Origin of the sequence: Paenibacillus catalpae (genome assembly GCF_900112695.1) — a bacterium.
GTDB lineage: Bacteria > Bacillota > Bacilli > Paenibacillales > Paenibacillaceae > Pristimantibacillus > Pristimantibacillus catalpae.
Genome location: NZ_FOMT01000002.1, coordinates 749219 through 766651, shown reverse-complemented (window position 1 = coordinate 766651; position 17433 = coordinate 749219). Strand labels below are relative to the sequence as shown.

Sequence of the window (17433 nt, the reverse complement as noted above, 5' to 3'; positions counted from 1 at the left end):
TATTCCCCCTATAGATGATAACCTGATTAGTTATCAGTATATTGAGGCGATATCTCCAAACCGTTTCGGGCTTGTAACAAACCTGCAAACATTTCGGGAACAAAACAAAAACACCCTGTACAGCTATCGAAGCTGTACAGGGTGTTCAGGAGTGCCTGATTATTTCAATTTAGCTACGCCAGTAGCGATTTGCTCGATTTGAGCCTTAGTCAGGCTGTTATCCGCCGAGCTGATCGTTACATAACGGTCGTCAATTTGGAAAGTCAGCATCGCCGTGTCGCTTGGTGTAAACCATTTTGCTTTCACGCCGTTTGGCAGCGTTACATTCGTGCTGTCATAACCAAACGAGTAGTCTCGCGGCGAGATTTGAACGTTCATGTGCTTGAACCAGAAGATAACCGAATCTCCGCTCGCCACTTTTTGGAACGCATCGTCTTTTGCCATTTTTGTTGGAGCGTAAGCGGCAGTGAAGCCGTCAAATTTCGCATACTCCTCTTTAATCGCTTTTGTTTGAGCAGCTGTATACGTGACAGTCGCCAGGTCGGTTTGAGCAGCCCCTACTTTTGTTACTGTAACGGCTACTTTCTCCAGCCGCGCTTGAGTCAGATTAGCATTTGGAGAGCTCAAAGTGACATAACGGTCATCCACTTTCACCGTCAGCATCAAGGTATCGCCTATTTTGTACCATTTTGCTTTCGCACCATTTGATAAAGTTACGGTTGTACCTTCGTAGTCATGGGAGTAATCACGCGGCGATACGTTTACCGTCATATTCTCGAAGACAATGTTCACGCCGTCTGCGGTAGCCACTGTTTTTTGCAGAACATCGCCATTTACCATCATTTGCGGGGCATAAGCCGTTTCAAATCCGTCAAAGCCGGCAAACGCCTTTTTGAGCTCATCGAGCTGGGCCGCTGTGTACGATACTTTTACCAGATCCGTTTGGATAGCGCCTACTTTTGTTACGCTTACCGCTGCTTTTTCCAGCTGGGATTTGCTCAGCTTCCCGTTCGGGGAGCTTACGGTTACGTAACGGTCATCTACTTTTACGCTCAGCATGGAAGTCTTGCCTTGTGTATACCATTTTGCCGTTGCACCGTTGGATAAAATCACGGTTGTACCGTCATAATCATGCGAGTAGTCACGTGGCGATACGTTCACCGTCATGTTTTTGAAGAGCAGGTTCACGCCATCCGCCGTTGCTGCTGCCTTTAGCAAAGCGTCGCCTTTGATCATCATTTGCGGGGCATAAGCCGTTTCGAACCCGTCAAACCCGGCAAATGCTTTCTTGATCTCATCGAGTTGAGCTGCTGTGTAGTTTGTCAGTACCCATTGATCGGTTGTGCTTGTACCAATGTAGATTGTATTTGTTTTGCTGTCATATTGGATTGGTGTGTTCAACGCATTGGAGAGAGCGCGAACCGGCAGATAAGTCGTGTCATGATACGTGATTGGCGCAAGCTTATTGCCGTTCTCATCTTTAGGAATATAAGTGCTTCCGTTGATTTTAAAGCCGATGCTGTGATTCAGAAACGCATTAATCTTCTCCATATTTGTTCCGGCATATACACCAGCTGCTCCGGAAACGGTCATCCCTGCGATCATCATGGTTGCTACTGTTCTTTTAATGTTCTTGTTCATTTTTATTATCTCCTTTAGAGTTGGTTTGTGTTTTGTGCTTTTCTTCTAACTTCTAACCTTTTTATCTCTCTGACACCTTATAACCTGTTTTGCGCTTGTTTGAAGCTCCTTACTGACTTCAGTATATAGAGGCGATATCTCGAAACCATTTCGAGCTTGTAACGAACCTGTAAACAATTTTGCCTCGCCCGATTCAATTTTGATTAATTCATGCTGCCCGCTCCTTCGTTGATTTGTTGTTGTTCTTGTTGATGAACTCAGTATAGTAAGCCGATATCTCCAAAACATATCGGGCTTGTATCGAACATGTAACAGTTTTCGGCATAAAAAAATCCGGATCAATTGATCCGGATTCTTATTATTTGAAATCAACAATATGAGTAACAGGCATACCGTCCTTATCGGCGACCGACACACCAAGCCGTGTACCTGACGGATTCCAGCTCAGCGGATATTGCGGGAAATAACTTGGTCCGATCGGAGAAACTTTGCCGGTTGCCGAATCAAAAATATATACCCCGTTCATCCCGCTCTGATTTTCGGTATACACTGCTGCCGCCAGCTTGGAGGAATCAGGAGACCATTCGATGTAAGGAAGCAAATCGCCTTTTGCAATCGATAATCCTTCCGCTCCTCCGTTCGAATCAAATATGCGAAGCTCGCTGCCAATCTTCCCAGCTGCTTGCTGAATTTCAACCGCGAGATGTTTGCCGTCCGGCGATACCTGGAACTTCATCGCATGTTTGACCAGCTCAGTTGGTTTCGGCTCGCCAGGTGCGAATTGCTTCAAGGTCTGATTGCTGTCTGTATAATAAATACGTCCCTGGCCGGTGCCAAAATTGATAAACGGCTGATCCCCCAGTTGCGGATCATCAAGCTTCAGCAATGTCACGGTTCCGTCAACTGTGATCTGCCGGATATCGCCAATGCCGCTCATCGAACCTGCCGCAAGAATATAAGAAGTATTATTCAGCCAGCCGCCAATTTCCAAATAGTTGCTTCCCTTAATTTCAGTTATTGTCCCGGTGCTGACTTCCTTCATGAAGTTACGTGCCGTATATTTATCCTTCCAATGCTGGACGAAAACATACTTACCGTCCGGGGATGGCTGCTCCTTCTCAAAGGTTCCATCATCCTTAGCAGGCTCAGCCGGAGATTTTTGCTCATTATTGCTTAAATCTACCTTTATGGTATTGTACTCGTATTGAGCCTCTTCGGTAGCCGTAGCCTGCTTGACGAGCTTGGTGTACATGAGCTGTACCTGATCGTCTGACAGCCATTTGTCCATGCTGGCTCCTTCGAACCGGTGAATGCTCTGCACAACAATATCCTGATTCGGCTTTTGCTCGGGGCCTTTTACGACCGTCAACTCCCCGTGTTTATTCGTATTATTACCATTATTCGCAAGATCCCCATTCTGAACAGAGGAACACGCCGCAAGCGCTGCTGCGAGTGACAGCACTGCGCCTAATTTTATGATCCGTTTCATCGCTGATCCCCCCGGACTATACAACAAGTTTCTCTCAGTATAGAAGGCCCTTATGTCGAAAACATCTCTGAATTGTATCCAACTTGTAACCTTATTATAAGTTATCCAAAAACACAAACAGCCCAGACTGTACAAAGTCCAGGCTGTTGTTCATTTTTCTTGAGACCCTATTTCTATAGGATCACCGGGCAAGGTGATAACAAATCTGGAGCCCTCAGGTCCAGATTCGGCCAATTTCACTGAACCATGCTGCTTCTCGGCCAGGCTTCTCACCAAGGCGAGGCCAAGCCCCGTGCCTCCGGTTTCCCGGGAACGATCGTCACTAACCGTATAGAAAGGATCAAAGATTCGGCTCTGAAGCTCCTCAGGGATACCGATGCCATTATCCGCAACCTCGATAATAACACGGCGTTCACCGGAGGACGCAATTTCCGAACGGTTGGATAGCCGTACCCACCCTCCGGGACGATTATATTTGATAGCATTACTCAGCAAATTCGTTACCATATGCATAAGGTTATCTTGATCCGCCCATACCTGATCATTGATCAAATCGGAAGAAAGCGAAATCCTTTGCTTTTCCGCTTTGATATGCAGACGGCCTAAAGCCTCCTCCAGCAGTGGCTTCACCTCAAACCTGGCAGCATTCGTCTTAAAATCATAAATATCCATGGATGAGAGCTGAAGAGCTTTCTCGATCAGCGCATACAACCGCTCCGCTTCCTTGCTGATCTGGGTACGGGCATTCTGCAGCAGAACCGGATCATCGCTGTACATGCCAAGCAGATCGGAGTACGCAAGGATAGAAGTTAATGGGGTTTTCAGCTCATGACTGATATTGCCGATGAACTGCTTTTGCTGCTGCTCCAGCTCCTGCAGTCTCTGAATAGCGGTCAGCAGCTTTTGTTTCTCTTCGTTTAATTCGCTGACATAGGAGGCAATGCTGCCGCTCATATCGTAAATCCCTTCAGCCAGCTCGCCAACCTCATCCAGCCGGCGGACCGGCGGCTTGTCCAGATAACGGCCTTCCCCGATATCCCGGGCAGCCTGATTCAGCTTCCCAAGGATATACACTTGCCGCCATACGTACAAATAACCAAGCAGGAGACCAGCTGCCAATACGGCAGCCCCCGTCCCTATAAACAAGTCGCGAATATGACGGTAGAACATTTTCTGTTCTTGAAGCGAGCCGTGGAATTGTACGGTACCCAGAAATTGATCGGCATTGTAGAGCGGTGCCAGATACAAAATCTGATTGCCGAGCGTAATATACGCCGCTTGACCTTTGGCCGTATGAGCAAGTGCATCCTTGACATCGGTCAGCGGCTGAACCGGCAGCGATGTCCCGGCAAACACTCCGGCAGCACTGTATAACGTAACCGCCATTCCGCTTTGCCCACCGAGATCTACCGCCAGGCTTTGGGCGTTACGTTCCATGAATTCATCCGGCGACACCCGTTCACCAGTCAAATATTCCGAGCGGACACGCAGATTAGCCGAATTCGCCAGCTGGGCAAAGCTTTGCTCCATCCGCCTCTGTTGATCCTCGCGAATACCCGCAAGCACAAGCATGCTTAGAAGCACCACAACAAATGCAAGCAGAAGCGCCAGAAAAAAGGTAATTTTCCCTTTAAGGCCGATCCTGAACTTATGCCGGGAAACGGCTGATCGGGTCATGATAATGTCCTCGTGCTTTTATAACCGATTCCGTAAACGGTCTGAATCAAACCCTGCCAATCGCCAAGCTTCTTGCGCAGCCGCTGAACATGAATATCTACCGTACGCGTCCCACCTGCAAAATCCATATCCCACACCTGTTCGAGCAGTGCCTCCCGGGTATATACCCGGTCAGGATGCTTCGCCAGCAGCGCCAGCAAATCAAATTCCTTAGGCGTCAGATCCACCATCTGACCATCAATCTTAACGGTACGGCTTAGCAGCTCGATGGCTATCCCGCCAAGCTCCAGTTTTCCTTCTTTGTCGGAATCCTGTTCAGGCGATTCAATTTGTCGGCGCCTGTGCAGAGCCTTTACCCGTGCGACCACTTCCCGAATATCAAACGGTTTGGTCATGTAATCATCGGCCCCAAGCTCAAGCCCAAGCACTTTATCAACAATATCGTTTTTAACGGTGAGCAGCATGATGGCCGGTCTGTTACCCGCCTCCAGCTTTCGGCACACCTCGTAGCCATTCATCTTGGGCATCATCACATCCAGAACCATAACGTCCGGCTTGAATGCTGCAACTCTCTCGAGCGCCTCCATTCCATCCCCGGCCGTCTCCACCGTAAATCCCTCACGCTGCAGCGCGTAAGCTATCGCGCTGGAGATGCTGATTTCATCATCCACAACCAGCACTTTGATCATGCCGTTATCACTCCTTATCGTACATTCCGTATTCTTTTTATTATAGCCATGCTTATCCGAAAGTCCAAAGTATATATCCGATTATAAGGACAAATAAAAAAATCCCTTACATCGTAAGGGATTGGATCATTTAAGTTATGGTGCGGTAGAGAGGACTCGAACCTCCACGGGTATACACCCACTACCCCCTCAAGATAGCGTGTCTGCCATTCCACCACTACCGCACATTTTAAGAATCTTTTCCTTCATACCATCTTACTTCGAGGGAAGAAGTAAATGGTGAGCCATGAAGGACTCGAACCTTCGACACCCTGATTAAAAGTCAGGTGCTCTACCAACTGAGCTAATGGCTCTCATGTTGTAAAACGCACTCTTGAGAGCTTGCTTCACTCATTGAGGAAATTGGTGACCCGTAGGGGATTCGAACCCCTGTTACCTCCGTGAAAGGGAGGTGTCTTAACCCCTTGACCAACGGGCCTTACTTCTTGTTCCTATTGTCATCTCTCTCGAGCGACTTGTCCACCAAGAAAATTATGGCGGAGAGAGAGGGATTCGAACCCTCGCACCACTTACGCAGTCTAACCCCTTAGCAGAGGGTCCCCTTGAGCCACTTGGGTATCTCTCCATGGCTCCCCGAACAGGACTCGAACCTGTGACAACTCGATTAACAGTCGAGTGCTCTACCAACTGAGCTATCAGGGAATGCTTTGAATCACTTGTTTTTTCATTCGTTCCAACCGCTCAATTACCGCGGCGACAAGTAATAATATATCACGGTCATTTCCGAAGGTCAAGCGTTTTTTAAAAAAAGTTTTCCGCGACATTTTCCGCATGCATAACGGGCTGGATCAAGCCTTCTTTTACGCGGATATTCGGTACCGCAGCTATGGCATACAAGCTTGTATTTATAAGGCGCCTGCGCCTTTGCGGCTCTTTCCGGAAGCGATTTGCAGTAACGGGACCCGCCCACATATGCGAGCATTTTTTTGAAGTCTTCATCTCTATGCTGGTATCCTCTCTTCATAATATGAAGATGATAATGGCATAGCTCATGCTTAATAATTTTTTCGGTTTCCTCTACGCCAAACGCTTCAAGCTGACGCGGACTGATCTCAATATTGTGCGATTTCGTAAAATAACGTCCGCCGGTTGCCGTAAGTCTCCGGTTAAAAGTTGCCCGGTGAAGAAACGGCCTTCCAAAGCTTTCGAGCGATACGCGCTCCACCCACCGCTGCAGTGTTTGATCATCCATCGTAATTGTCATTGTATTCGCCCCCACTACTTGAATTTTAAAGCGATCATAGGCTACACTGTCAAGTAGCAATCATTATAGAAACCTGCGCCAACGAGGGGAGTTTATTTACACTATGCCTACTATGCGTTACGTCCTTATGAACGGCGGCAGCAACATTTTCTTTGTTGAGATGCCGGAATCCCATGCTTACCAGCTCAGCGCGCTTAATCTGCGCCTCCATAAAGAGATCGACAAGCTGACTGCTGAACGCGTGCCTCAGCTGCCGTACGCTGTTGCTGAATGCGACAATGTGGAGCTGCATGACAGCACGGTCCGAATCGTTTCGGGTCTTGACTACATTAATGAACTGGAACGTGATTTTGCGGCTGTGAAGGAGTCGGCTTACCCGCTGATTGCGCTGCTCACCGAGATCCGTGCCCTGCAAGCTCAGCTTGAACAGTGGTACGAGGAAGAAGAAGTCTAAGTAGGACCTGCACGGACATTCGCCCTTCCCCATATCGTATTAGTACATCAGGTATGGCCGGAAGGAGTAGATATGAATGCCTCAATGGCTCTGCAATCAAATGATGCGTGCTTTCCAGAAGAAAGACCTTAGGCAGATCAAGCTGCTGAATGAATGCTGGTATTTCTATCGGAGCAAGCAAACGACGAAAAACGAAGACGACAGCCGTCCCGAAATAACACTACATTAAATACCAGTGCAAAAACTCCCGCCAGCTGATAGCTGCGGGAGTTTTTATTATCTACGATTACTTCACGCCGTTCCAGAACGTAATCTCATCAAGCGGAAGGCGTACCGTCGGACGGCCTTCTTCTTTCGCTTTGCCGATTGGCAATACAAGAAGCGGCAGGTAACGATCCGGAATTTCGAAGAAGGCTTTCAGCTTAGCGCGGTCATAACCACCCATCGGTACAGTGTCATATCCTTTCGATCTTGCTGCGAGCATAATTTGCATCGATACAAGCCCGGCGTCAAACGCAACCATTTCGGTCAGACGCTCCTTCGGAATGGATGTGAGCAGCTTCTGGTAGTTCTCCGTGAAGCGTTGTGCAACCTCTTCTGTCATGTAACCAGCATTAACAGCCGCCTCATTGATCTCGCCAAGCTTGGTGTACATTTCCAGATCACCAAGAATAACAACAACCGCTGATGCATCAACAACCTGCTGCTGATTATTAGCGATTGGCAGCAGCTGATCTTTCAATGCTTGGTCTGTAATAACGAGGAAACGCCAGGATTGTGTATTAGCCGAGGATGGTGCTTTCGTCGCCAGTTCCAAAATTTCTTTAATTTCTTCGTCCGAGATTTTGAAAGATGGATCATAATGACGAACAGAACGACGGGATGTTAATACTTCAGTAAAATCTTTTACTTGTGTTTCGATAGTCATTGTTGGTTCCCTCCAAATAAGTTTATCTGTGTTCCAGATTGCTCAGTTAAAATCAAAAAAAGACATAAAGAGGACGACTGTGAAGAATGAACCACAGATTAAACTGCGAACAATTTATCACAGTTATAGTTGAACTCATATGCCTTCTATGCTGTAAGTAATACGTTCGAATCTGTAACAACTTTGATAACAGTATAAAATCGAAACGGCGGAAAGTCAACTGGTCTATTGTGACTATTTTCCCGCCGCTCGTTTTTATTTATACAAATCCATACGTTTCAACGTGCAGATGCGTTCAGAAAGCTGGGCAATCGTGACCTGACTAAGTACTTCGATCGTTCTCCGTTCCACTTCATCTGTTATTTCCATAAAAGCAACCCGCATCTCCTGTCCAAAGTCATGGATGCCTGTTGTGTCGATCATGCCGCTGCATAACGGCTCACCTACGCGCAGAGCCAAATAAACATCTGCGAGAGTAATCTTGTCCGGGACGCGCTTCAAGCGGTATCCTCCATCGCGGCCTTCCCGTGTCTCAAGGAGCTGCTCACGGGCAAGCTTGGCAAGCACACGGCGCAGCATCGTTGCTTCTGTCTTTAGATGACCGGCAAGCTCTGCGCTGGTACAAGCATTAGGCTTATGGGAAAGCACAACAAGTGCCTGCAGGGATAGACCAAACCATTTGTGGTTAGGAGCGCTGCTGCAACGTTCTTTATCCGTTTGATTAACAGGTTGAGTAATGATGTCCATCCTCTCCTTCCTTAAGTAGGATCTTAGAGGCACATCTGTATTATAGGGTCCATTATAGCGAACCAGCAAGCCCGAAATTATGCCTGCTTGCGCATGGTAAGGGACACTCGTCCTTTCTTCAGGTCAACGCCAAGCACCCATACCGTGACATTGTCGCCTACCGATACAACATCCATCGGATGCTTCACAAATTTATCACTCAGCTGAGAAATATGGACAAGACCATCATTCTTAATGCCGATATCGATAAAGGCGCCAAAGTCAATCACGTTGCGTACGGTACCTTGCAATTCCATCCCTGGCGTCAGATCTTCAATATTCAGAACATCGGTATGGAAAATCGGAGGAGGCAGCTCCTCACGCGGATCACGTCCCGGACGAAGCAGGCTGTCGATAATATCCTTTAACGTAGGAACACCTACACCTAACGAATCTGCAAGAGCAGAAGGATCAACAACAGAAAGCTTTTCTTTCAGCTCATCGGTACCAAGCTGGCTTTGCTTCAGGCCGAGCTGGCCAAACAATTTATCCACGACATCATAAGATTCCGGGTGAATCGGCGTACGGTCCAGCGGATTTGCTGCTTCCGGAATCCGAAGGAAGCCGATGCACTGCTCGTAGGATTTGGCGCCAAGCCGCGGTACCTTCTGCAGCTGGCCGCGTTTCGCGAACCGGCCGTTTTCCTCCCGGTATTTGACGATATTTTTGGCAATCGTCGCATTAATCCCCGCCACATAAGAGAGCAGAGAAGCTGAAGCGGTATTCACGTCTACGCCAACATGGTTAACGGCAGATTCTACTACCCCTCCAAGGCTTTCATCCAGCCGCTTCTGGCTGACGTCATGCTGGTATTGTCCGACGCCGATCGCTTTTGGCTCAATCTTGACGAGCTCTGCCAGCGGATCCTGCAGACGGCGTGCAATAGAGACAGCGCTCCGTTCCGCAACATCCAGATCAGGAAATTCTTCAGCAGCCAGCTTGGAAGCGGAATAGACACTCGCCCCAGCCTCGCTTACGATAATGTATTTCTGCACGGTTTGTCCGGCAGCCTTCCGTTTGCCAATCAGTCCGGCAATAAACTGCTCCGTTTCGCGGGAGGCTGTCCCGTTGCCGATAACGATAAGGGTAACACCGTAACGGTCAATAAGACCATTAATGGTTCGCTCGGCTTCAGCGACTTTATTGTTGGGAGGGGTCGGATAAGTAACGGCTACTTCCATCAGCTTGCCGGTATCATCGATAACCGCAAGCTTACAGCCTGTCCGGTACGCCGGATCGACCCCCAATACCACATTGCCCCGCACGGGAGGCTGCAGAAGAAGGTTGCGCAGATTTTCCGAGAAGATGGAGATCGCATGCTCCTCCGCCTTCTCCGTCAGCTCGCCGCGTACTTCCCGTTCAATGGACGGGGCGATCAGCCGTTTATAAGCATCCTCGATGACCGCAATTAATACATCTCGTACAGCTGGAGCGGTCTGCTGGCGAAGCACCTTGCGCTGGATAAATTCATGAATCCGTTCTGTCGAGAGCTCGAATGTGACGCGAAGCACATCCTCCCGCTCCCCGCGGTTGATCGCCAATACGCGATGCGGAGGCAGCTTGCGGACCGGCTCCTGATAGCTGTAGTACATCTCGTAGACCGATTCGGAATCTGCATTTTTCGCTTCGGTACGAAGCAGCGCCTGGTCAAAGGTATGCTTCCGCACCCATGAGCGAATTGCCGCATCATCCGCTATATTTTCTGCCAGGATATCCATAGCGCCATGAAGGGCCTCTTCAGCTGAGGCTACCCCTTTGTCTTCGCTTATGTATTTGGCCGCTTCTGCATGCGGCTCGCCTTGGCGTGGCTGTGCCCACAGCCACAGCGCAAGCGGCTCCAAGCCGCGTTCCTTCGCTACGCTGGCACGTGTCTTCCGCTTTTGCCGGTAAGGGCGGTACAGGTCTTCCACTTCCTGCAGCTTGCCTGCAGCCACAATCGAGCTGCGAAGCTCGTCGGTCAGCTTACCCTGCTCATCTATAAGACGAATAACTTCACGTTTGCGATCTTCCAGATTACGCATATATTGCAGCCGTTCTTCAATCGCCCGCAGGTCATTCTCATCCAGTTCTCCGGTCATCTCTTTCCGGTAGCGTGCGATAAACGGAATTGTATTTCCTTCGTCCAGCAAAGCTACAGCCGCTTTCACCTTCGTTATTGGAATTGACAGCTGCGATGCCATGCCTTTAATGATCTGTTCATTCTCTGCAGCAATCTGCTCGGATGTCCGTTTGCCTGTGCTGCCTGCTTCCTCTTCCACGTGCTTCACCTTAGTATCCGCCAAACAACTGCACCATCCCTTCAAACTTCTACTTTTACAAAAAGTCCATACCTGTATTGTCTCAGATTTGAATCCGCTTTTCCATATTTCCGGGAATGAATCCTGAAATGCAAGGAACCGCCGGCCATATCAGCCAGCGGTTCAATAAGGGGCTTATCTCACAAATGGATTATTCGCCATCTCAAAACCAATCGTTGTTTTGGGACCATGTCCCGGATATACCGTAACTTCAGGCGGAAGCTTATACAGCTTCAATTGTATGGAATCGAACAAATCCCGTTCCCGGCCGCCCGGAAGGTCAGTCCGTCCGACCGATTGCTTGAACAGAACATCGCCTGAGAAGATGTCATTACCGCAAAGGAAGCTTACACTTCCGGGAGAATGACCCGGCGTGTGGAGCACTTTGAACGAATGGCCGATGAAATTCAGCGTCTGTCCTTCATCCAGCGCGAATTCAGCCGGACCTGTCGTAAGCGGCGGCGTAACGTCCGACCAGCGCAGCGAGCCGTTCTTGCGCGCATCGGTCAGCCAATCTGCCTCAAGATCATGGATGTACACCGGGCAACCTGCGGCCTTCCTTACATCCTCCACGCCACCCATATGATCAAAATGGGCATGAGTCAGCAGGATGGCTTCAATCTTCACTCCTGCGATCCGGTCCAGGAGCCTCTTTGGCCCCATACCCGGATCAATAACAATCCCGCGTTCTTCGCCGGTCTGCTCGTTTTTTTCCGTTAATAAATAAGCATTGGTTTGCAGCGGGCCTAAGTTAAACGTTTCAATACGCATTCCATGTTGCTCCAATCTGATCCGTTAAATCGATTCTATTAAAGCTCTCAGTTCTTGTACGACAAGAGCGTGATAACCGGTGCCTTCTCCGTATCGGCGCATAATCTCCTGACGGGTTACCGCAAGCTTTTCCTGGTAATCCGCTGCTTCACGATCCGGATTCTCCTTCTTGAAGAGCACCATCGGCTCCTGTACATATGTAGGCCTTGGACCCCAAGTGCCATGAATCACCTGACCTTCTGCATCCGTCAAGATAACGACCGGTACAGAACGTCCTCCCATCGTCAGGAATTGGTCCATTGTATCGATGTTTTCTTCCATGATGAGCACTTCAACCGGAACTTCTCCTGTCTCAAGAGCGCGAAACACAACCGGAATATTACGAACAACATCGCCGCACCAGTCAGCCATCAGAATAAAGACGCGCAGATCATTACGGCTCTTCAGCGATTCGAAAAACTCGCGGTCGTTTTTGTCCGCCCATTCAAATTTGTCATACCAGCCTTGGAAGGCTTCCTTATTCTTGGTCATCCCTTCAACAAACTGCTGCGGCGTGATGCCTTTGTTTAATTTCTCTGCAACGCTTCTGCTCATGTTCATCCCTCTTTCTTCATCCTCATTTATTATACGGATTTACCCTTGGAACGAATAAACTTGTAGACCACATAGACAATAAGCAACGCTATCGCAATCAGAATGGCCGGTTGTACATACTGAGCAGCCTTCTGATCGATATCTTCCCAGTTCTCACCTAATGTTTTGCCCAAATGAACAAATAATATCGTCCAAGGAATGGAGGCAAGAGCCGTCAAAACCGTAAACAGGGTAAAATTCATCTTCGCCATTCCTGCCGGGATGGAAATAACCTGCCGCATAACCGGAACGAATCGGGCTGTAAATACGATGCCGGCTCCATATTTCTTGAACCAGTTTTCCGCTATATCCACATGCTTCGTCTTGATCTTTATGTATTTCCCGTACTTCTCTACCAGCGGACGGCCGCCGTATCTTCCAAAGGCGTATAGAATCCAGTTCTGCCCTACCGCACCAAGCACTCCGAAAATAACTGCGCCAAGATAGGATATTTTCCCCTCTGATACTAAATATCCGCCATAGCCCAATACAATTTCACTTGGTATAACCTCTATTAGTAATCCAATTAGTATGCCGAAATAACCAAGGCTTTCAATCCATAAAAGAACTTCATGCAATATATCCTTAATAAAATCCATTTCCTACCGCCTTCCCCATCCTAAATAATAGCAATTGAATGTATTCTACCATATGGAGCCGATAAGCATCCACCCGCCTATAGTCGGGCATTGTCGTGAAAGCGCAATAGTCATGCAGGTACAAGCCTCCGCATAGACTAGCATAACTTCAAATTCAGCCCCGTTGAACTATGAAAGAGGAGGGATCCTTATGTCGAGAGTGTTTATTATTAATAAAAAGCATGTTCAGCTGTTTGTATTTGCCCTGCTTATCATCCTCCTGGCAGCCGTCTATTTAAGCTGGGATAGAACGCGTCCCGCAAGCACCCAGCCGGCAAAGGTACAGACTATCCAGCTTGTAACCGGCGAATTCAGCTCAACTACCGCAGACGGCAAAAAACTGGAAGTATACCGCTGGGATCCGGGCAGCATCAGCCTTCGCAAGGGCGAGCCGGTCGAGCTTCGCATAAGCGGCGTCAACGGCAGCAGCCATCCTTTTGTCATCGAAGGTCTAGGCATTAAGGGCGAGGTGAAGAAAGGACAAACAACGGTTGTCCGGTTTACGCCTGAACAAGCCGGTACCTTCACCATTATATGCCAGGTCCATACCGATATGAACAATGGCGGTCCCATGGTCGGCTACATCGAAGTCCATTAACAAACGGTAATACGTTGTTCATTAAGTGACCGTCTCAAACTCAGCCGCATATTTTGAGTTAGAGAGGAGTCGGTTCACGATGAAGTCAACTACAACCCAAAAGCATACCTCCGGCCTGCCGTCCGCACGAAAGATTCGCCGCGCCTGCAGCAATGAACTATATCGAACCGTCAAACGGTTAAAGGTATGGGTGTCAAAAGAGAAAATGGAGCAGGCTGAAACCCTGTATTATAAAAAGGTTATTCAGAACCTGATCTTTATTGCCGAAAATGAGAAAAACCGCAAGGTTCTGTCCGATTGGTGGGACGAGAACGTCGCGAGCGAAATCGCCGAGCTGTGGGAGGTTGATGTCGCCAAGCTTCGCTGGGCATTCCGGGATGCTTTCGGCGGTTAATACAAGCCAATAGAAAAGCTGCCGAACCCGTTCGGCAGCTTTTCTATGTGAGTTATCTCCATACCCTCTTAAGCTTCGCTTCAGCAGCTCTTGCATATATCCGTAAATTGAGGGCAGGACTCATCACATTAAAAAAGCTGCCGGGTTATCGGCAGCTTTCTTGGCTATTAGTAATTATTGTTATTCATAATTGGCGTGTCTACTTTGTCCTGCAGCGTTGCAAGTCTTAGCAGAACGATACTGATCTGCGCTCTTGTAACCGGCGCATTCGGATTAAACTTCCCTTTGTCCGCTGTAAGCAGCCCCAGCTTCATAGCGATTGTTACTGCGCCCTTGTTCTTGATTTGGGCAGCATCCTTCAGCTTGGACACATCGGTACCACTTGCCATAAATTCGGACAACTTCTCATATTTGAGCAGCTTCGTCAGCCATACGGCCAAGTCTCCGCGGGTTAAACCCAGCTCAGGGTGCAGCTTTTGCGTTGGAGAAGCTTTCAGGAAGCCCCTTTGCACCAAATACTCTACGGCTTGAGCATATTCGCTGCCGACCGGAATATCGGCAAACCGCTGTTTGTCTGAAGTAATGTAATTGATTCCTCCTGTAAAGCCGGCCTGCAGCATGTTGATCCAGTCTCCGTTATTAACGGTTTTGTCAGGATGAATGAGTCCATCGGAATCCGGTTTAATAATGCCGTAATCAAACATCGTCTGCAGCGATTTGGATGCCCAATGCTTCTTCGCGTCCGCCGGCAGCTCGCCCTTCTCTGCCGTCGTGCCATAGAAATCAAACTGCTGTTCCAGCTTGCCAGTTACCGCGTTTAGGATAACGCCAGTGTTCTCCAATTCTTTGATAACCGGAGTATACACAAGCTTCGTTTGCTGCTCTTGAAGCTTGCCTCCAACATAGTTGCCCCCAATTGTTGTATACTGCAGTTCCGTACTAATGGCATCGCGGTACAGCTTAAGCGCCTCATCCTCACTGATCTTCGCAGTTAACGAATCCAGCTCGCTTAGCTTATCCGTCGGTGTTGTCGTCGCATAATACTGTGTCAGATTGCCTTGTCCGTCAAGGTTAATCTGAACGTTGGACAACTGGACCGGTTTGTCTTTATAAAACTGTTGGAAGCTGAACATATAGGCCGTATCCGGACTATATGAGACTGTTCCCGAACGGTCAATCAGCTTCAAGCTGCCCGAAGCGTTCGGATACAGCTTTGTTACGAGATCTTGGGCTTTTGTTTTAGCATCCGCTTCCGAGATGGCCGGTTTTGCCGTTTCCTGAGCAGAAGAATTCCCGGAGGGATAGGAATAAGTATAAAATTCTATGAGCTGCCCTGTTGCCGCATCTACTTCGGCGCGGCCTTGCGGTCCGTTGAACGGATCACCCAACCACAAGGACCACGTTTTACGACCATTCCTGTCGCTACTTGATGCTTGGATAGTATCCTCCGAGACATCAGATCCGGTGATTGCGGACACAATCTCCAATGCTTCTTCCTTTGTCAGTTCCTCTCCCTTATGCGGCTGGAATGGCGCTGCTGAAGAAGTAATCGCGGAATAACCGGAGCTTGGAAGGGAATCTGCCTGCTGACCCTGCTCATCAAAGTATTTTCCGGATTTCGCATCAATCAGACCAATCCCGCCAGTGGCAATATAGCCAAGACGGTAAGCCGATGTATTCGTCCGGTTCGTGTAATAGTCAGCGCCGGGAATGTAGGCCAATTGGAGCTTTAAATCTTTTTTCATTTTTTCGGCAGCCTGCTCAGCTGTCAGCGTTGTTTCAGAGGAAGGATAATCTGTACGAGAGCCGAAACCGCGATAATCCGTTATTTTCCCGTTTCCGTCAATGACCACTTGAATTTGGCTGTTGCTCGACGGGATGCCGTTTACTTGAACTTGATAACTGAAAGAATATTGTACCGAGCCAAATAAAGCTTGCGGATAATCGCTCTCTATTGGCTTGAGCTGAAGCTTGTCAGCCGTCTTTAAGGATGGGGACGCGACCGATATGAATTGCTTGGCAATCTTCTCCGCCTCTTCCCTCGATACTTTAGCCGGGTAATAAGCTTCTTCCTTGGGAAGGGGATTATAGTATGTAATGATATCCCCGGTAATCGCATCAATAGCCGAGTCAAAGCCATGGGTACCGTTCTCGACGGATATGCTCCACTGAATGGTCCAAATCATTTCATTGCTTGGCGGATATTGATTGGGGTTGCCAAGGTCAACGCTAACGACCTCAGCATCCTTGAATAAATCCGGGAACAGCTTCTTGAACCGTTCAACGGCTTCGTCCTTCGATATTTTCGCCTGGCTCTCGTCAAGGACACCGCCCGAAGCAGCTGTTGCTCCCGAAGAACTGGAGATAACAGACGTCGATGTAAAGGAAGAATCCGCTGCATAAGCAAGCCCTCCAAACGGAAGCAAACTAAGCGATAGAACCGTTGCAAGCAACTTGCCTTTCATTGATCTTTTCATCGTTTTACACGTTCCTCTCTCTCTAAAATTTGAACAACTTCCAAAATCATACAACTATCTATAAACGACGGCCATGGTTAAAAAGTTTCATTTTTTTCCAACAAAAAAACCGGACAGCTTATAGTAAGCCGTCCGGTTCCGGAATTTTAACAACTTTTATCTTTCCTGCAGCTGGTCTACGGATACGGTCTTCGTGTCAGTCGGGTTGCCCTCAACTTTTACGGTAGCCGTTCCATTCGCTTCATCTATATGCTCAATCCATACGGAATCGCCGTTTTCCAAATGAACCTTGATTGTGGAATCTGAGCTGTAAATCTGTTTGGCGCGGTTTACATCCATTTGATTCATTGCCTCCTTCAAACTTACTATAGCTCGTCCTTTGATTCCGGAACGATATAATCGGTTGTTGATTCATCGATTAACCCGTTATGCGGGGACACGGTGCCTCCGCCTAAGCCCTCATTCACCATGCGGTCAATATCCATAAAGTAGTTGTCGCGGCCTTCATCCCATTTGTCTGCCGGCGGCTTCTCATTGTTCTCGATATCATCGAATTCCATCATAGTCGGTTCACTCCTCCCTGCTGCAAGCATTGTTGGTTCAAGCAAAATATGCCCGATTTGATTGATTCTCATGCATTGCGGGAACAATAAAAGATATAAAGAAGGCTTCAACATCCATTTTAGGTTAATGCTTT

General features: G+C 48.3%; 18 protein-coding genes and 5 tRNA genes. 4 read left to right on the top strand and 19 right to left on the bottom strand.

The window, feature by feature from the left end; genetic code table 11:
• Positions 1 to 159: 159 nt before the first annotated feature.
• From BM200_RS11110 to BM200_RS11065, 10 genes are all read right to left on the bottom strand, one after another.
• Entirely contained in the window at positions 160 to 1641 is a 1482-nt protein-coding gene (locus tag BM200_RS11110; RefSeq protein ID WP_091185064.1) for a stalk domain-containing protein, read from the bottom strand.
• A gap of 358 nt (positions 1642 to 1999) precedes the next feature.
• Positions 2000 to 3130: a TolB family protein gene (locus BM200_RS11105; protein WP_091185062.1), complete on the bottom strand. Its 1131-nt coding sequence runs from the start codon at positions 3128 to 3130 to the stop codon at positions 2000 to 2002.
• Between the two features lie 150 nt (positions 3131 to 3280).
• Positions 3281 to 4807, bottom strand: a complete 1527-nt coding sequence (locus tag BM200_RS11100) for a HAMP domain-containing sensor histidine kinase (RefSeq protein WP_091185060.1) — start codon at positions 4805 to 4807, stop codon at positions 3281 to 3283.
• Positions 4804 to 5496, bottom strand: coding sequence for a response regulator transcription factor (locus tag BM200_RS11095; RefSeq protein WP_091185058.1), 693 nt, complete (start codon positions 5494 to 5496; stop codon positions 4804 to 4806). The genes BM200_RS11100 and BM200_RS11095 overlap by 4 nt, the downstream gene beginning before the upstream one ends.
• A gap of 138 nt (positions 5497 to 5634) precedes the next feature.
• A tRNA-Leu gene (locus BM200_RS11090) sits at positions 5635 to 5720 on the bottom strand.
• 53 nt (positions 5721 to 5773) lie between these two features.
• Positions 5774 to 5849, bottom strand: a tRNA-Lys gene (locus BM200_RS11085).
• A 50-nt stretch (positions 5850 to 5899) separates the two neighbouring features.
• A tRNA-Glu gene (locus BM200_RS11080) sits at positions 5900 to 5974 on the bottom strand.
• A 56-nt stretch (positions 5975 to 6030) separates the two neighbouring features.
• Positions 6031 to 6121: transfer RNA gene (locus tag BM200_RS11075), tRNA-Ser, on the bottom strand.
• Between the two features lies 1 nt (position 6122).
• Positions 6123 to 6198, bottom strand: a tRNA-Asn gene (locus BM200_RS11070).
• A gap of 88 nt (positions 6199 to 6286) precedes the next feature.
• Positions 6287 to 6748 (bottom strand): SprT family protein, encoded by a 462-nt coding sequence (locus BM200_RS11065; RefSeq protein WP_091186268.1) that lies wholly within the window; start codon positions 6746 to 6748, stop codon positions 6287 to 6289.
• A gap of 115 nt (positions 6749 to 6863) precedes the next feature.
• On the opposite strand from BM200_RS11065, the gene BM200_RS11060 reads away from it, so the two are divergent.
• The gene (locus BM200_RS11060; protein WP_091185056.1) at positions 6864 to 7214 is read left to right on the top strand and encodes a P-loop NTPase family protein; all 351 of its coding nucleotides are present in this window, start codon (positions 6864 to 6866) and stop codon (positions 7212 to 7214) included.
• 76 nt (positions 7215 to 7290) lie between these two features.
• Complete coding sequence (cmpA, locus tag BM200_RS11055) at positions 7291 to 7443, top strand: cortex morphogenetic protein CmpA (RefSeq protein ID WP_091185053.1); 153 nt, start codon at positions 7291 to 7293, stop codon at positions 7441 to 7443.
• Between the two features lie 57 nt (positions 7444 to 7500).
• Here the strand turns inward: cmpA and BM200_RS11050 are convergent, their stop codons facing one another.
• From BM200_RS11050 to uptA, 6 genes are all read right to left on the bottom strand, one after another.
• The gene (locus BM200_RS11050) at positions 7501 to 8142 is read right to left on the bottom strand and encodes a nitroreductase family protein (RefSeq protein ID WP_091185050.1); all 642 of its coding nucleotides are present in this window, start codon (positions 8140 to 8142) and stop codon (positions 7501 to 7503) included.
• Between the two features lie 255 nt (positions 8143 to 8397).
• Positions 8398 to 8889: an Rrf2 family transcriptional regulator gene (locus BM200_RS11045; protein ID WP_091185048.1), complete on the bottom strand. Its 492-nt coding sequence runs from the start codon at positions 8887 to 8889 to the stop codon at positions 8398 to 8400.
• 77 nt (positions 8890 to 8966) lie between these two features.
• Positions 8967 to 11210, bottom strand: coding sequence for a Tex family protein (locus BM200_RS11040; RefSeq protein ID WP_091185046.1), 2244 nt, complete (start codon positions 11208 to 11210; stop codon positions 8967 to 8969).
• A gap of 150 nt (positions 11211 to 11360) precedes the next feature.
• Positions 11361 to 11996: an MBL fold metallo-hydrolase gene (locus BM200_RS11035; protein WP_091185044.1), complete on the bottom strand. Its 636-nt coding sequence runs from the start codon at positions 11994 to 11996 to the stop codon at positions 11361 to 11363.
• Between the two features lie 24 nt (positions 11997 to 12020).
• Entirely contained in the window at positions 12021 to 12590 is a 570-nt protein-coding gene (locus BM200_RS11030; protein WP_091185041.1) for a thioredoxin family protein, read from the bottom strand.
• A 29-nt stretch (positions 12591 to 12619) separates the two neighbouring features.
• Complete coding sequence (gene uptA / locus BM200_RS11025) at positions 12620 to 13228, bottom strand: undecaprenyl phosphate transporter UptA (protein ID WP_091185039.1); 609 nt, start codon at positions 13226 to 13228, stop codon at positions 12620 to 12622.
• Between the two features lie 190 nt (positions 13229 to 13418).
• Here uptA and BM200_RS11020 point away from each other — a divergent pair, with 190 nt between their 5' ends.
• Entirely contained in the window at positions 13419 to 13865 is a 447-nt protein-coding gene (locus tag BM200_RS11020) for a cupredoxin domain-containing protein (protein WP_091185037.1), read from the top strand.
• A gap of 79 nt (positions 13866 to 13944) precedes the next feature.
• Complete coding sequence (locus BM200_RS11015; RefSeq protein WP_091185034.1) at positions 13945 to 14259, top strand: dehydrogenase; 315 nt, start codon at positions 13945 to 13947, stop codon at positions 14257 to 14259.
• A gap of 167 nt (positions 14260 to 14426) precedes the next feature.
• On the opposite strand, the gene BM200_RS11010 is transcribed toward BM200_RS11015, so the two are convergent.
• The 3 genes from BM200_RS11010 to BM200_RS11000 all read right to left on the bottom strand — a co-directional run bounded on the left by BM200_RS11010 (position 14427) and on the right by BM200_RS11000 (position 17299).
• The gene (locus BM200_RS11010) at positions 14427 to 16736 is read right to left on the bottom strand and encodes a YcdB/YcdC domain-containing protein (protein WP_091185031.1); all 2310 of its coding nucleotides are present in this window, start codon (positions 16734 to 16736) and stop codon (positions 14427 to 14429) included.
• A gap of 156 nt (positions 16737 to 16892) precedes the next feature.
• Positions 16893 to 17075: an H-type small acid-soluble spore protein gene (locus BM200_RS11005; RefSeq protein ID WP_091185028.1), complete on the bottom strand. Its 183-nt coding sequence runs from the start codon at positions 17073 to 17075 to the stop codon at positions 16893 to 16895.
• Positions 17076 to 17101: 26 nt separating this feature from the next.
• The gene (locus BM200_RS11000; RefSeq protein ID WP_425434543.1) at positions 17102 to 17299 is read right to left on the bottom strand and encodes a hypothetical protein; all 198 of its coding nucleotides are present in this window, start codon (positions 17297 to 17299) and stop codon (positions 17102 to 17104) included.
• Positions 17300 to 17433: the final 134 nt, after the last annotated feature.

Coding starts and splice junctions, on each gene's coding strand:
- BM200_RS11050 (WP_091185050.1), bottom strand. CDS start 8,142: ATGACTATCGAAACACAAGTAAAAGATTTTACTGAAGTATTAACATCC.
- cmpA (WP_091185053.1), top strand. CDS start 7,291: ATGCCTCAATGGCTCTGCAATCAAATGATGCGTGCTTTCCAGAAGAAA.
- BM200_RS11110 (WP_091185064.1), bottom strand. CDS start 1,641: ATGAACAAGAACATTAAAAGAACAGTAGCAACCATGATGATCGCAGGG.
- BM200_RS11005 (WP_091185028.1), bottom strand. CDS start 17,075: ATGGATGTAAACCGCGCCAAACAGATTTACAGCTCAGATTCCACAATC.
- BM200_RS11010 (WP_091185031.1), bottom strand. CDS start 16,736: ATGAAAAGATCAATGAAAGGCAAGTTGCTTGCAACGGTTCTATCGCTT.
- BM200_RS11045 (WP_091185048.1), bottom strand. CDS start 8,889: ATGGACATCATTACTCAACCTGTTAATCAAACGGATAAAGAACGTTGC.
- BM200_RS11020 (WP_091185037.1), top strand. CDS start 13,419: ATGTCGAGAGTGTTTATTATTAATAAAAAGCATGTTCAGCTGTTTGTA.
- BM200_RS11060 (WP_091185056.1), top strand. CDS start 6,864: ATGCCTACTATGCGTTACGTCCTTATGAACGGCGGCAGCAACATTTTC.
- BM200_RS11015 (WP_091185034.1), top strand. CDS start 13,945: ATGAAGTCAACTACAACCCAAAAGCATACCTCCGGCCTGCCGTCCGCA.
- BM200_RS11105 (WP_091185062.1), bottom strand. CDS start 3,130: ATGAAACGGATCATAAAATTAGGCGCAGTGCTGTCACTCGCAGCAGCG.
- BM200_RS11030 (WP_091185041.1), bottom strand. CDS start 12,590: ATGAGCAGAAGCGTTGCAGAGAAATTAAACAAAGGCATCACGCCGCAG.
- BM200_RS11000 (WP_425434543.1), bottom strand. CDS start 17,299: ATGATGGAATTCGATGATATCGAGAACAATGAGAAGCCGCCGGCAGAC.
- BM200_RS11035 (WP_091185044.1), bottom strand. CDS start 11,996: ATGCGTATTGAAACGTTTAACTTAGGCCCGCTGCAAACCAATGCTTAT.
- BM200_RS11065 (WP_091186268.1), bottom strand. CDS start 6,748: ATGGATGATCAAACACTGCAGCGGTGGGTGGAGCGCGTATCGCTCGAA.
- BM200_RS11095 (WP_091185058.1), bottom strand. CDS start 5,496: ATGATCAAAGTGCTGGTTGTGGATGATGAAATCAGCATCTCCAGCGCG.
- BM200_RS11100 (WP_091185060.1), bottom strand. CDS start 4,807: ATGACCCGATCAGCCGTTTCCCGGCATAAGTTCAGGATCGGCCTTAAA.
- uptA (WP_091185039.1), bottom strand. CDS start 13,228: ATGGATTTTATTAAGGATATATTGCATGAAGTTCTTTTATGGATTGAA.